Source organism: Spirillospora sp. NPDC000708, assembly GCF_040299565.1.
Taxonomy (GTDB): domain Bacteria; phylum Actinomycetota; class Actinomycetes; order Streptosporangiales; family Streptosporangiaceae; genus Spirillospora.
The window spans coordinates 166,523-180,545 of the sequence record NZ_JBEPCJ010000007.1 but is presented as its reverse complement, the minus strand read 5'-3'; the positions used below and the strand labels follow the sequence as shown (position 1 = coordinate 180,545).

The 14,023-nt window shown below is 73.0% G+C and carries 11 protein-coding genes; 4 read left to right on the top strand and 7 right to left on the bottom strand.

What is annotated here, in order from left to right; translation table 11 throughout:
• Positions 1–29 precede the first annotated feature (29 nt).
• Positions 30–881: an SGNH/GDSL hydrolase family protein gene (locus tag ABT299_RS08430; RefSeq protein WP_500250213.1), complete on the bottom strand. Its 852-nt coding sequence runs from the start codon at positions 879–881 to the stop codon at positions 30–32.
• Between the two features lie 146 nt (positions 882–1,027).
• On the opposite strand from ABT299_RS08430, the gene ABT299_RS08425 reads away from it, so the two are divergent.
• Both ABT299_RS08425 and ABT299_RS08420 read left to right on the top strand, forming a co-directional pair.
• Positions 1,028–2,227 (top strand): RNA-guided endonuclease InsQ/TnpB family protein, encoded by a 1,200-nt coding sequence (locus ABT299_RS08425; protein WP_500250212.1) that lies wholly within the window; start codon positions 1,028–1,030, stop codon positions 2,225–2,227.
• Between the two features lie 132 nt (positions 2,228–2,359).
• Positions 2,360–3,646: a PucR family transcriptional regulator gene (locus ABT299_RS08420; RefSeq protein WP_387022786.1), complete on the top strand. Its 1,287-nt coding sequence runs from the start codon at positions 2,360–2,362 to the stop codon at positions 3,644–3,646.
• Here the strand turns inward: ABT299_RS08420 and ABT299_RS08415 are convergent.
• Positions 3,643–5,412: a hydroxysqualene dehydroxylase gene (locus tag ABT299_RS08415; RefSeq protein WP_500250211.1), complete on the bottom strand. Its 1,770-nt coding sequence runs from the start codon at positions 5,410–5,412 to the stop codon at positions 3,643–3,645. The genes ABT299_RS08420 and ABT299_RS08415 overlap by 4 nt on opposite strands.
• Positions 5,413–5,603: 191 nt before the next feature.
• Between ABT299_RS08415 and ABT299_RS08410 the strand changes: the two genes are divergently transcribed.
• The gene (locus ABT299_RS08410) at positions 5,604–6,665 is read left to right on the top strand and encodes a hypothetical protein (RefSeq protein WP_500250210.1); all 1,062 of its coding nucleotides are present in this window, start codon (positions 5,604–5,606) and stop codon (positions 6,663–6,665) included.
• A gap of 42 nt (positions 6,666–6,707) precedes the next feature.
• On the opposite strand, the gene fusA is transcribed toward ABT299_RS08410, so the two are convergent.
• Both fusA and ABT299_RS08400 read right to left on the bottom strand, forming a co-directional pair.
• Entirely contained in the window at positions 6,708–8,738 is a 2,031-nt protein-coding gene (gene fusA / locus ABT299_RS08405) for an elongation factor G (protein WP_387022792.1), read from the bottom strand.
• 125 nt (positions 8,739–8,863) lie between these two features.
• Positions 8,864–9,688 carry an SCO6745 family protein gene (locus tag ABT299_RS08400; RefSeq protein ID WP_500250209.1) on the bottom strand — a complete coding sequence of 275 codons (825 nt, stop codon included), beginning with the start codon at positions 9,686–9,688 and terminating at the stop codon, positions 8,864–8,866.
• Positions 9,689–9,880: 192 nt separating this feature from the next.
• On the opposite strand from ABT299_RS08400, the gene ABT299_RS08395 reads away from it, so the two are divergent.
• Positions 9,881–11,182, top strand: coding sequence for a phosphodiester glycosidase family protein (locus tag ABT299_RS08395; RefSeq protein ID WP_500250208.1), 1,302 nt, complete (start codon positions 9,881–9,883; stop codon positions 11,180–11,182).
• 1 nt (position 11,183) lies between these two features.
• Here the strand turns inward: ABT299_RS08395 and ABT299_RS08390 are convergent, their stop codons facing one another.
• The 3 genes from ABT299_RS08390 to ABT299_RS08380 are packed head-to-tail and all read right to left on the bottom strand — an operon-like array spanning position 11,184 to position 13,924.
• A complete protein-coding gene (locus ABT299_RS08390) occupies positions 11,184–12,278 on the bottom strand; it encodes an FUSC family protein (protein WP_500250207.1) in 1,095 nt (364 codons plus the stop codon).
• Between the two features lie 54 nt (positions 12,279–12,332).
• Positions 12,333–13,133, bottom strand: a complete 801-nt coding sequence (locus ABT299_RS08385; RefSeq protein WP_500250206.1) for a VOC family protein — start codon at positions 13,131–13,133, stop codon at positions 12,333–12,335.
• A complete protein-coding gene (locus ABT299_RS08380; protein ID WP_500250205.1) occupies positions 13,130–13,924 on the bottom strand; it encodes a VOC family protein in 795 nt (264 codons plus the stop codon). The genes ABT299_RS08385 and ABT299_RS08380 overlap by 4 nt, the downstream gene beginning before the upstream one ends.
• Positions 13,925–14,023: the final 99 nt, after the last annotated feature.

The window sequence follows — 14,023 nt, the reverse complement described above, 5'->3', positions numbered from 1 at the left end:
GCGTCGCCGAACGCGGCGCCCTGCCGTCTTCAGGAGGCGTCGATCACGCCGCGGATGACGGAGGCGTAGGCGGCCTCGCCGGACGCGTTCGGGTGCAGCGGCGCGGCCGCGTGCACCGGGACGTAGCCTTCGAGCCACCGCTTGGACGCCGACTGGCACGAGTCGTGCCCGGCGCTCGGCGTCACGAGGTCGATGTAGGTGTCGCCGTGCGCCTCGGTCTGCCGCTTGATGACCGCGTTCATGGCGTTGACGGAACCCTGCAGGAAGTTCGCGTCGGTGGGCAGCACGGGCTGCACCGGCCAGCAGCCGTTCGGCTTGATGTAGAGGCCGTAGCCGGTGACGACGATCCGGGCGTTCGGGGACCGCTGCCGGATGCCGTCGAGCACCGCCGACAGCTTCGGCTCGAACTCCGCCGTGCGCTGCGCGACCTGCGCCTCGTACGTCCCCTTGCAGGGCGTCGCCGTCGGGTCGAGGGTGGCGCAGTTCTGCGCGACGCCGACGAGGCCGACGTCGTTGCCGCCGATCGTCAGCGTGACCAGCGACGTGTCCGCGGTCAGCGCGTCGAACTGCGGCGGGACGGTCCCGGTGTCGACGCCCCCGACGCTGGTGTCCTGCGACTGCGTCATGTGCTTGGTGGACGCGCCGCTGCACGTCACGTCCGCCAGGTTCAGGCCCATCGCGGAGGCCAGGTCGTGCGCGTAGTTGTGCGTGGACCGGCCGCAGCCGACGTTGCCGGTGATGTCCGGGATGAGGGGCCCGGACGCCATCGAGTCGCCCAGCGCGACGTACCGCCCCGCCGCCGCGTGGGCGGGCCCGGCGACCGCCAGGGCCGCGGCCGCCACCACGATCGAGCCGACGACGCCGCCGAACAGACGCTTCATACAGCCTCCTTCGCGTATTCCCCGAGCCGGGGAGAGAAAAAGAAACTCCTGACAAAGCAGACAGGAAGCTATAATTCAGCGCGGAGAAAATGGCCGGTCCCGCCGAATCAACGGTTGCCCACTATCCGATTTGATATCTTGCGAGCATGGCCGTGCCGGTAAAGCGGGCTTTCAAGTACCGCTTCTATCCGACCGACGCGCAGGCAGCCGAGCTGTCGCGAACGTTCGGATGCGTGCGCAAGGTCTACAACCTCGCCCTTACCGCCCGCACCCAGGCGTGGGTGCTGCGACAGGAACGGACCAACTACAACGCCACCTCGGCGATGCTCACGGCGTGGAAGAAGACCGAGGAGTTCGCCTACCTCAACGAGGTGTCCTCGGTACCGCTCCAGCAGGCGCTGCGCCATCTGCAGGCGGCGTTCACCGGCTTTTTCGCCAAACGGGCGAAGTATCCGAGGTTCAAGAGCAGGAAGAAGTCTCGCAAGGCCGCCGAATACACCACCTCGGCGTTCCGCTTCCGGGACGGTCAGTTGACTCTGGCGAAGATGGCCGAACCGCTGGCGATCGTATGGTCGCGTCCCCTGCCCGAGGGAGCGCAGCCGTCCACGGTCACCGTCTCCCAAGACAGCGCCGGACGCTGGTTCGTCTCGCTCCAGTGCGAGGACCCCACCGTCCGGCCCCTGCCACCAACGGACGCGGCGGTCGGCGTGGACGCGGGCCTGGACCACCTGCTGACCCTGTCCACCGGCGAGAAGATCGCCAACCCCCGGCACGTGCGGCGCGACCGGGAACGGCTGGCAAAGGCCCAGCGGAGCCTTTGCCGCAAGGCCAAAGGCTCGGCGAACCACGACAGGGCCCGCCGCCGCGTCGCCCGCGTCCACGCCCGCATCACCGACCGCCGCCGCGACACCCTGCACAAGATCACAACTCGGCTCGTTCGTGACAACCAAACGATCGTGATCGAGGACCTGTCGGTGCGGAACCTGCTCAAGAACCACAGGATGGCCCGCGCCATCTCCGACGCGGCCTGGAGCGAGTTCCGGAGCATGCTGGAATACAAGGCCGACTGGTACGGCCGCGAGGTGGTCGCGGTGGACCGCTGGTTCCCCTCTTCCAAACTCTGCTCGACCTGCGGCATCCTCCGGGCGAAGATGCCGCTCAACGTCCGCGAGTGGACGTGCGACGGCTGCGCCACGGCCCATGACCGGGACGTGAACGCGGCACGCAACCTTCTGGCCGCCGGGCTGGCGGTGTCGGTCTGTGGAGCCGGTGTAAGACCTCAACGGGAGTCCTCCCGAACGGGGCGGTCGGCAGCGAAGCAGAAACCCTCACAGCGCGAGCCGTGAGAATCCTCTTCTCGGAAGAGGAGGAGAGGCCAACACTTCGCTCCCTGGCCACATGGACGATGTCGCCGTGATCGTCCAGACTTTTGACACACCGTTCAATTGGTGCGGGCGCAGAGTTTCCCGGGAGCCGTTGTGCCGGAGGACAACAAGGGGTCGCTGAGCACGGCCGGGCCGCCTTCGGGCCTGGACGGGCCGCCTTCGGGCACGGCCGAGGGGGCGCTGTGCATGGGCGGGCGGCCGCTGGCCGCCCATCTGCGGGCGCGCGCGCCGGAGCTGACCCGCCGCGTCCTGGCCCGGCTGCTGGACGAGCTGCCCGTCTACGCCGAACTGCCGCAGGAGGAGATCGCCGGGGACATCGCCGGGATCGTCCAGCACAGCCTCCGCCAGTTCGCCGACGTGCTGGAGCGCCGCCGCCCCGCCGCCGCCGGCGAGTTCGGGCGGCAGCGCGACTCGGCCGCGCTGCGCGCCGAGGAGGGCGTCCCGCTGGAGGCGATCCTCACCGCCTACCGGATCGGCTCGGCGATGGCCTGGGACGAGCTGGCCGCCGGCGCCCGGCCGTCCGACCTTCCCGACCTGCAGGAGGCGCTCGGCTACTTCGTCGACTTCCAGGCGCGGCTGACCACCGCCGTCAGCGGCTCCTACCTGGAGGTCCGGCAGGTCCTCGACAGCCAGGAGCAGGGCGGGCGGCACGCCCTGATGACCGCGCTGCTCGCCGGGGAGCCGCTCGACCTGATCGTCCGCCGGACCGGCCTGCGCCCCGCCGCCCGGTACGCGGTCCTCACGCTCGCGTTCACCCGGACGCCCGACGAGCGCGGCACCGGCCAGCGCGCCCGGGTCGCCGCCCGCCGCAAGATCCGCCGCGTCCGGACGGTGCTGGACCGGTTCGCCGGCGAGCCCGCCCTCACCGCGCTCGACGCGTCCGGCGGCACGGCGCTGCTGCCGTTCGCCGCGCCGCCGTCCTGGGACCTGGTGCACGACCTCGTCGCGCGGGCCGGGAAGGCCGCCGACACCCGCGTCACCGCGGCGGCGGAGATCACCGGGCCGTCCGGGATCCCCGCCGCCGTCACCCAGACCGCCGAGATCATCGACCTCGTCCGCGGGACGGGCCGCCCGCCCGGCCTGTACCGGCTCGCCGACGTCCTGCTCGACTACCAGCTCAGCCGGCCGAGCGGCGCGCTCGCCCTGCTCGCCGGGCTGCTGGAGCCGCTCGACCGCAAGCCCGAGCTGCTGCACACGCTGCGCCGCTACCTGGCGGACGACCTGGACCGCCGCGCCACCGCGGCGGCCCTGCACGTCCACCCGAACACGGTCGCCTACCGCGTCCGCCGGATCTGCGAGCTGACCGGGCTCGACCCGGCCCGCCCGACCGACCTGCAGCTGCTCAACGCGGCGCTGGTGGCGCGCCGGTCACTCGGCTAGGGCCAGCGCGGGTCGAGGACGTCGAACTCGTGCGGCAGGCCCAGCGCGTAGCGGACCTTGTCGTTCGCCTTGAACAGCGTCCACAGCGGCGACTCGTACAGCTCGTGCACCGAGCAGCGCGAGGCGTTCGACCCGGCCGCGTCCAGCAGCGCGTTGACCGCCTGCCGCCCGCCCTGGTTGGCGCCCTCCATCGTCGTCACGTTGATCGGCGTCTTCACCCAGTCCCCGGCGAGGAACAGGTTCGGGATCTTCGTCTTGGAGTCGGGCCGGAGCTTCCACGAGCCGGGCTGCTGGATGAACAGCGGCGTGTCGTTGGTGACGCCGCCGCCGCTGCGGACGATCGCCGGGTCCAGGAACCACGAGTGCAGCATGTCGTCGGTGAGGACGGTCCCGGTGTCGTTGAGGTGCGCCTTGATCTCCGCCCACGTCTCCGCGGCGATCTCCGCGGGCGTGCACTCGCTCGCCTTCTTCTTGTTGAACGTGCCGGGCGTGAACCAGTCGGAGATGATGGACGACAGGCAGTCCTGCACGGTGCCGTCCCCGTAGGTGGAGAAGTCCCGCTTCCAGAACTGCTCCTGGCTGATGGACGTGACCGCCCACGCGGAGTCGCCGTAGTTGACGTGGCCGGGCGCCAGCGGCAGTTTCTTCTTCAGGAAGAACTGCAGGCCGGTCATCCAGTCCGTGCGCAGGCCCTTGATCCCGGCGAGGGTGGGGTCGGCCTTGAGGACGTCGTCGCTCAGCAGTTTCACGGCCCGCTCGCACGGCATCGAGACGATGTACCAGTCGGCCGCGACCGTGCTGGAATTCCCGTTCGCGGTCACTCCGGCGCCGGTGACGGCGCCGCCGGAGATCTGCAGCGAGTCGACGTTGTAGCCGACGTGGAAGGTGACGCCGAGGCTCTTCAGGTACGCGATCCACGGGTCGAGCCACATCTCGGACGTCGACCCGTCCAGCACCCGGTCGACGGTCCCGCCGGGCTCGTTGCCGAGGTCGAGGATGCTCCACACCGTCGCCTCGCCGACCTTGGCGATCGAGTGGGTGCTGGCGTCCCTGGACTTGGTCGCGGCCAGGTTGCGGATCGTCCCGTCGGCGATGAACTTGTTGTACTCGTCGGAGAACCGGTCGGCGCGGATGTAGTCCGACCAGGTGATGTTCTCCCACTGCCCGAGCTTGCGCGCGTCGCAGCTCGTGACGTAGACGAGCAGTTTCTGCGCGGCGAACGCCGCCTCGGTGAGCGACAGCTTCGCGACCGTCTGCAGCCCGGACTGGATCGTCGCCAGGAAGCTGGCCTTGTCGTAGATGCTGGAGTCCGGCGGCAGCGGGAACGGGAACGGGATGGTCAGGTCGGGCCGCCCCTGCCGCGACATCATGTACGCGTCGGCGCGGACGAGGTTGTCCCAGCATCCGTTCCTGTTGCCCGGGAACGGCGTCCGGCGCATGTTGTCGGTCAGGTTGAAGTAGAAGCCGGGGAAGAACCGGAACCCGTGCTCGCCCGGCAGGTCGAGGCGCCCGCCCGTCCCGGTGCCGGGCGGGAAGATGCTGCGCGCCTTCCCGCCGAGGGCCGTGCGCTCGTAGACGTCGACCTGGAAGCCCCGTTCGGCCAGTTCGTGGGCCGCGCTCAGCCCGGCGACGCCGCCGCCGAGCACCGCGACCCGCTTCCCGCCCGCGGCCCGCGCGGGTGCGGGTCCCATCGCCAGCGCTCCGGCCGTGGCCGCGCCCACCAGTCCGGCGTCGCGCAGGAACCTTCTGCGCGTGCTCTCACCCATGGTGACCTCCTCTGGCGCTCCGGTTCGTCCGGAGCCCGCAGGGCGCCCCGCGCCCCCGACCGGGCGCTGCATAAGTGTTGAGTTACTTGTAACACGCTATTAACGCGCCGCCAATAGAGACTGAAAGTCCGCCAACACCCCTGCCGGGCCGAGCGGAACGGGGCGGCGGGACGGGGCGCTAGGTTGCAGAGGTGTTCCGGATCTTCAGGCGCCGGCGCGGAGCCGAGCTCACCGCCGTCGAGGCGGACATCACCGCGTTCGGGGAGGCGCTGGCGGCGCACCCGCTGGAGCCTGCCGCGCACGCCGCCGACGCGGATCTGCTGGCCGACTACGGCCGCGCCCTCGACGCGTATGAGCGGGCGAAGCGCGCGTTCGCCGGGGACAGGGACCTCCTCGACGCCGAGGACGTGATCCGGGCCCTGGACGCGGGACGCCACGCGCTGGCCTGCGTGGACGCACGGCTGGCGGGCCGGCCCGCGCCGGAGCACCGTCCGCCGTGCTTCTTCGACGCCCGTCATGGGCCGTCGGTGCGGCGGGCGGTGTGGGCTCCGCCGGACGGGACCGCGCGTCCGGTGCCCGTGTGCGCGGCGGACGCGGTGCGGCTCGAAGAGGGCCTCCCGCCGATCGAGACGGGCCGCGCCGCCGGGTCCGGACGCCGGAAGCGAGAGCGGGAAAGGCCCGAAGAGCCCGCCGGTGCGGCTCCGTTCGACGCGCCTCCCGCGGGAACGGCGCCGGGGAGCATCGCCCGCAGGAAGGGCAACGCCCGCGTCGAACTCTCGGTCGTTCCGCGGGAGGCGTCCGTTCTGGTGGTCCGCTTCTCCGATCCCGCGGTGGCGTCCGTCGACATCATGCAGCCGGGCGACCCCAGGTCGCTGTGGTCGTCCGTGGGCGAGCCGATCCGGCGGGTGGTCTTCCCGCTGGCGGCCGGCCGGAAGCGGGTGCTGCCGCTGCAGGTCACGTCCGACGTGCCGTGGGAGGCGTGGCTGGTCGCGCCGGACGACGTGCCACCGTTGCGGAACGGGATCTCGGGGCAGGGCATGTACGCGTTCCGCCATGACGGCGGGCGGCTCCCGATACGGGTCCGGCAGAAGGGGCGGGGGGCGTTCGCGCTGCTGCGGTTCTCGTGGGCGTGCACGCTCGCGGGGTCGGTGGTCGCCGGTTCGGGCTCGTTCACCAAGGCGGCGGAGATTCCGGGACCCGGGCTCCTCCTCGTGCGCACCAGCGGCGAGTGGGTCGTGGACGGCGTGGAGTGATGAGGGCCGGCCGCACGGGCTGGGCCCGTGCGGCCGGGTGGGTCAGGCGGTCGCGGTCACCTTGGCCGCCACGGCGGGCGGGACCTCGGCGTACGAGTCGAACTGCATCGAGTGGACCGCGCGGCCCGAGGTGGCGCCGCGCAGGTGGCCGACGTAGCCGAACATCTCCGCCAGCGGGACGAGGGCGCGGACGACCTCGGCGCCGCCCCGCGACCGGGTGCCCTCGACGCGGCCGCGGCGCGCGTTGAGGTCGCCGATGACCGCGCCCATGTGCTCGGCGGGCGTGGTGACCTCGACGGCCATCACGGGTTCGAGCAGCACGGGCGACGCGCGGCGGACCGCCTCCTTGAAGGCCAGCGAACCGGCGATCGTGAAGGCGAGCTCCGACGAGTCGACCGGGTGGTGGTCGCCGTCGAGCAGGGTGACGCGCACGCCCGTCATCGGGAAGCCGGCGAGCGGGCCGGTCCGCATGGCCTCCTGGCAGCCCTCGTCCACGGACGGCACGAAATGCCGCGGAACGCGCCCGCCGGTCACCCGGTTGACGAACTCGTAATGCCCCTCGATCGGCTCGATGGAGAGCTGGACCTTCGCGAACTGCCCCTTTCCGCCGTTCTGCTTCCGGTGGGTCACCTCGACCTTCGAGGCGGCCCGGCGAACCGTCTCCCGGTAGGCGACGCGCGGCCGCCCGACCGCGGCGTCGACACCGTGCTCGTCCCGCAGGCGGGCGACGAGGACCTCGAGGTGGAGCTCCCCCATCCCGCCGATGACGGTCTGGCCGGTCTCGGCGTCGGCGTGCACCTGGAAGGACGGGTCCTCCTCCGCGAGCCGCTGGACGGCGGCGGCCAGCCGCTCGTGGTCGCCCCGCGCGCGGGGCTCGATGGCGACCTCGATGACCGGTGCGGGGAAGTCCATGGACTCCAGCACGACGGGGTGCGCCGGGTCGCAGAGCGTCTCGCCGGTCGTGGTCCGCTTCAGGCCCATGACCGCGACGATGTCGCCCGCGCCCGCCGACCCGATCTCCTCGCGGCTGTTCGCGTGGACGCGGTAGATCTTGCCGATCCGCTCCCTTCCGCCGGTGACGGCGTTCAGCACCGGCGTGCCGGCCTCCATGCGGCCGGAGTAGATCCGGACGAAGGTGAGCCGGCCGAGGTGCCGGTCGGTCATGATCTTGAAGGCGAGGGCGGACAGCGGTGCGCGGTCGGACGCGGCGTGCGGGCCGCCCGCGACGTCCAGCGGCGAGGGCAGGTACCGCGCGATCGCGTCCAGCAGCGGCTGGACGCCCTTGTTCCGGTACGCGCTGCCGCACAGCACCGGGGTGGCGGCGGACGCGACGGTCAGCCGCCGGATCGCCTCGTGCAGCCGCTCGGCCGCCGGTTCGGCGCCCGCCACGTACAGCTCCATGATCGTCTCGTCGTGCTCGGCGAGCGTCTCGACGAGCCGGGCCCGCGCGCGCCGCGCGTCCGCCGCGAGCTCGGGCGGGACGGGCCGGACGGCCGGTTCGCCGTCGCCGGACCAGACGAGCGCGCGCTCCTCCACCAGGTCGACGACGCCGGTGAAGCCGGACTCGGCGCCGATCGGCAGCTGCAGGACGAGCGGCACCGCGCCCAGCCGGTCGGCGATCATGTCGACGCAGCGGTGCAGGTCGGCGCCCGCGCGGTCGAGCTTGTTGACGAAGCAGACGCGCGGGACGCCGTACCGGTCGGCCTGCCGCCACACGGTCTCCGACTGCGGCTCGACGCCGGCGACGCCGTCGAACACGGCGACGGCGCCGTCGAGGACGCGCAGGCACCGTTCGACCTCGATGGTGAAGTCGACGTGGCCGGGAGTGTCGATCAGGTTGATCGTGTGCCCGCGCCAATGGCAGGTCGTCGCGGCGGACGTGATGGTGATTCCGCGCGCGCGTTCCTGGTCCGTCCAATCGAGCGCGGTATTCCCGTCGTGCACTTCCCCGATGCGGTGCGAGACGCCGGTGAAGTAGAGGATCCGCTCGGCGGTGGTGGTCTTGCCGGCGTCGATGTGCGCCATGATCCCGATGTTGCGAACGGTCGTCAGGTCAAGGAAGGTCGCGGTCATCGGGAATCACTCCTTTTCTGGCTCTCGCCGGTGGGCCGCGGAAATGTTCCGCGGCCCCGCGACGATAACCGCGGGCCCGGAATCGGCGCCAAAGGTTTTTGGGCCTTCTCCGTGCCCCGGAGCGGTCAGCCCGCGGGGTTGAGCAGTCCCGCGGAGACGACGGCGCGGCCGAAGGGGCGGGCCAGGTCGGCGAGGCGTTCGCAGCCGTCCTCGCCGAGGGCGGCGTAGGCGGGCAGCGCGAGCTCGTCGGTGCGGTCCTCGATCCGCTGCCGGAACGCCTTCCCCTCGGCCGAGAGCTCGTCGCCGTCGAGGAGGCCGCGGGCGCGCAGCGCCTCCTCCGTCGCGGCCCATTCGTCGGCGGGCCACGAGCGGGTGGCCTTGAGGAACGGCGTTGGAATGGCGCCGGTGGCGGCGTGCAGGACGAGCGCTTCGAGCGGCGCGACGCCCGCGTCCGTCAGGGCGGCCACGTGCCCGTCGCCGCGGAACTCGCGGAGCAGGGTCTGGGCGTGCCAGAGCCGGTCGATCGGCTCGTCCGGCCAGGGCAGGGCGGCGTGCGCGGCGAACAGGGGGCGGCCGTGCAGGTGGTCGCGGGCGGCCTCGGCGGCGCGGGTGGCGAGGCCGAGGATCTCGTCGAGGCCGTCGACGCGGTGGATGCCGGCGCGGCGCAGGGCGGCGCCGGCCGCGTCCAGCCGGGCGGCGAGCACCTGCTCGGGGGCCGCCTTCTCCCAGGCGGCGGGCAGGGCGGCGCGGACCAGGTCGGGGTGGAAGTTGTAGAAGGTCGCGATGACGACCTCGGCGGACGCGCGGCCGAAGGCGGCGGACCGGGAGGCGAAGTAGCCGGCGGCGCCGTCCAGGCCCAGCGCGGCGTAGCGCTCGGGTCCCTCCGGCACGAAGTAGATCATGCCGTGCACCGGTTCCAGCCGGCGCCAAGCCTCGCGCGCTGCCCGCATCGTCCGTCCTCCGTACCGACCAGTAGGAATTCGAACGTAATTCTAGTTTCCGGCGCCCGTCAATCCCCCGCGTCCCCCGGCGCACCCCGCGACCAGGAAGATCGTTGACGAAAGTTCGCACCATCAGCACCGGCGGTTCACCCTTCCCGCGTCATGATCATCAGGCTGTCACCGCAGAGGAGGGTGGTACCGGTGGTGAGGAAGCGGACGGTGGCCGTCGCGGCGGCCCTGAGCGCGGCCGTCGTCAACACGGCGGTCCTGAGCACGGCGGCCATGGGCACGGCGGGCGCCGCCCCGGCGCCCCCGGCGGCGGACGGCGCCGGATCCGGCGAGCGCCGCGCCGCCCCCGCGGCGCCCGGCACGGCGGCGGTCGCGGACCTGCGCTACACCTCGGCGCTGCGGCTCTCGCCCGGCGTCGTCGCGCGGACCTTCGAGACGTCCGGCATCGGCGGGAAGGCGGTCGGCGACCTGCTCGACGTCGACCTGCGCGCCCCGCACGTCCGGGTCGGCCTGCTGCACCCCGACGCGATCGCGCAGCGCGCGACGGTGTCGGGCATGGCGAACGCCCAGCACGCGATCGCGGGCGTCAACGGCGACTTCTTCAACATCAGCGAGACCCACGCGGGCGTGCCGCCCACCGGCTCGTCGTCCGGGCCGGAGGTGGACGGCGGCCGCGCGCTGAAGGCGGCCGTGCCGGACGGCCAGCGGTTCGGGCCCGCGCTGCCGCCCGGGACGTCCACCCGCGACGTGATCGGCGTCGGCACCGACCAGCGCGGGCACGTGGCGAGCCTGCGGCTGGCCGGGACGGCCCGCTCCCGGCTCGGGACGATGGAGCTGGACGGCCTCAACCAGTACGCGCTGCCCGTCGGCGGCGTCGGCGCGTTCACGAGCGACTGGGGCGCGGTGTCGCGGCAGCGCGCGGTCTGCGGCACCGACGACGCGCGCAACGACCCGTGCAGCACCGACACCGCCGAGGTCGCGGTGCGGCGCGGCGTCGTCACGACCGTCTCGGACACGGTCGGCGCCGGCGCGATCCCCAAGGACACGACGGTGCTCGTCGGCCGCGACGAAGGCGCCGCCGCACTGCGCGAGCTGCGCACGGGCGACCGGGTGAAGGTCCGGTACCGGCTGACCGGGAAGGTGCGGTTCCGGTTCGCGGTGGGCGGGTTCCCGATCCTGCGCGGCGGCCGCCCCCTCGACGGCCTGGACACCGCCGGCCCCGCGCCGCGCACCGCCGCCGGCGTGAGCCGCGACGGCCGCCACCTGTACCTCGCCGTGGTGGACGGGCGGTCGGAGACCAGCGGCGGCGTCACCGTCGCCGAGCTGGCGTCGCTGCTCGCGCGGGCCGGCGCGTCCGCCGCGGTGAACCTCGACGGCGGCGGATCGTCCGCCTTCGTCGCGCGCGGGCCCGGCGAGGCGTCGGCGACCGTCCGCAACGTCCCGTCCGACGGCGCCGAGCGGGCGGTCGCGAACGGGATCGGCGTGTTCTCCTGAGTCAGCGGGGCGGGCGCGGGCGCAGGTCGTCCAGCATGAGGCGGCTGAGCCGGAGGACCTCCTTCTGCGGGTCCCACAGGCCCGGCGCGTCCGTGCCCGCCCCGTGGTGCGGCCGCTCCAGATGGCGCTGCAGGCGCTCGGCGTCCGCCAGCTCCTCCTCGCCGGGCGCCTCGGGCAGCCGCCGGACGAGCCCGGCGAGCATCCCGATCACCCGCGCGTGGTCGTGCCGGAACGCCTCGGAGAACCGCAGCTCCTCGCTCTCCGCGTCCATCGCCTCCGCGTGCGTGGCGGCGATCGACCGCACGTACGTCGCCGCCTGCTCGAGCGTGTTCATCAGCCGGGTCGCGGGCCAGCGCTCCGGCTCGTCCCGCCACCGCATCCGGTAGCCGCGCAGCCTCGCCCGCGGGTTCGCGCGCATGCTGTCGCGGCCCTGCTCGTAGGCGTGCCGCGCCTGCTCCTGGACGGTCCGCAGCCGCCCGTCCGCCTCGTCCCAGCGCGGCCGCTCGCCCGGGTCGGTGACGGCGGCGGCGAGCGCGTCCATCGCCTCGGCGAGGACGTCGCGCGTCCGCTCCACCGCGTACTCGGCGCGGCGCAGGTGGAGCGGCGGGAACACCAGCGCGTTCACGGCCAGCCCCACCGCGAGGCCGAGCGCGACGTCCCCGAGCCGCGGCAGCGTGTACCCGACGGCGTCGTGGCCGCCGAGCAGCAGCGCGAACAGCGCGGTGAACGGGACCTGCGACGCCTGGCCGCCGAGCCGCCGCCACCCCGACGCCATCATGGCGAGGAACAGCACGACGGCGATGCCGGCGATGTTCGGGCCGATCCAGAGGCCGACCGGGATCGCGAGCGCGGCGCCGATGACGAACCCGGCGCCGTACGCGAGGCTCTCCCGGACGGACCGCACGACCGACGGGTACACGCCGAGCAGCGCGGCGAGCGGCGCGAAGTACGGCTCGGAGTGCCCGACGGCGTACCGCGCCGCCGCCCACGCGACCACCCCCGCGAGGACCGCCTTCGCGGTGAGCTTCAGCCGCTCCCGCCAGTACCGCCACCCCGCCCAAGGCAGGACATATCCCCACAACCCGCTGATCCGCACCGCACTCCGATTCCCACCGATCGCCCCCCGAACCACCGGCGCGGCGCGCGGCGGTCAGGAGCCGGGGCCGGTGGCGGTCCTTGGGGTGATGACGGCGAGGCGGGCGCCCGTGGGGTCGGTCATCGCCGCGTAGCGGCCCGGCTGGACGTCGGCGGGCGGGACGCGGATCGTCGCGCCGAGCTCGACGGCGCGGGCGGCGGCCGCGTCGCAGTCGTCCACCCAGAAGTACGGGATCCAGTGCGCCGGGTAGTGCGGCGGCCACCCGTGGTCCATGGCGACCATGCCGGCGACGGACCGGCCGTCCAGCTTCCAGTTCGTGTAGACGGAGCCGTGGTACTCGCGGTCCACCGCCTCCCAGCCGAACACCGCGCCGTAGAAGCGCCGCGCCCTGCCGGTGTCGCGGGACGCGAGCTCCGCCCAGCACATGGTGAGCGGCCGGTCGACGACGCCGAACTCGATGAGGTTGCCGGGCGTCGCGACGCCGAAGTCCGCCCCCTCCGGGTCCATGCACAGCGCCATCGAGCCGATCCCGGCGTAGTCCGTCGGCGGGGTCAGCTCCCGCCCGCCCGCGGCCTTCACCGCGTCGACGGCCGTCTGAAGGTCCGCCACCTTGAAGTAGCAGGTCCACGACGGCGGCTGCGTGTCGTCGGCGAGCGGCTGCATCCCCGCGACCTCCGGCCCCTGGACGCCCCCGAGCGTGAAGACGGTGTAGTCGCCGTAGCCGGGGACGCTCAGCGTGTAGGAGTACCAGCCGAACAGCTCGGAGTAGAAGGCCCTGGCGGTCTCCGGGTGCGGGCTCGCCAGGTCGATCCAGCCCGGCCGACCGGGAGCGGGTCTCGCCGGCAAGTGCGTCATCGAGCCTCCGCCAGGCCGCCGGCGCCGGGCGCGATCACGGCCAGGCGCGCGCCGGCGGGATCGGCGAGGACCGAGTAGCGGCCCGGCATGATGTCGGTGGGCGGCAGCAGGACGCGGCCGCCGAGCTCCCCGGCCCTGGCGGCGATGGCGTCGCAGTCCTCGACCCAGATGTACGGGATCCAGTGCGGCTCGGCCTCGTACCCGTTCCTGCGCAGGTCGTCGATGTCGACGATGCCGCCGAACGACCAGCCGTCCAGCTTCAGGTTCGTGTAAGGGGCGTGGTACCGGCGCTCGACCGCCTCCCAGCCGAAGACGTCGCCGTAGAAGCGGCGGGCCTCGTCGACGTCGTGGCAGGCCAGTTCCACCCAGCACATCGCGCCGGGCTCGTCGACGACGCCGGCGCCCTTGAGGTTGCCCGCCGCCCAGAGCGCGAAGTCGGCGCCCTCCGGGTCCGCGCACAGCGCCATCTCGCCGAGGTCGGAGACGCGCATGGGCGGCACCAGCTCCTGCCCGCCCGCGGCCTTGACCGCGGCGACCGTGGCGAGGATGTCGTCGGTGCGGAAGTACACCGACCAGGACGGCGGCTGCGCGTCGTCGGCGAGCCGCTGCATCCCGGCGACCTCGGGGCCCTGGACGCCGCCCAGGGTGAAGATGTCGTAGTCGTCGTACTCCGGGATGGTCAGCGTGTACACGTACCATCCGAACAGGCTGCAGTAGAACTCGCGGGACGCCTTCGCGTCGGGGCTCGCGAGTTCCGCCCAGGACGGTCGTCCGGGGGCGTGTCCGTTCACTTCGGGCATAGTCCAGCCTTCAGAGCGCACATGCCACCACGTTATGGGCGGATGTGCCATCGTCACGGACGCGGCGATTCCGGAATATCCCAAAGACCG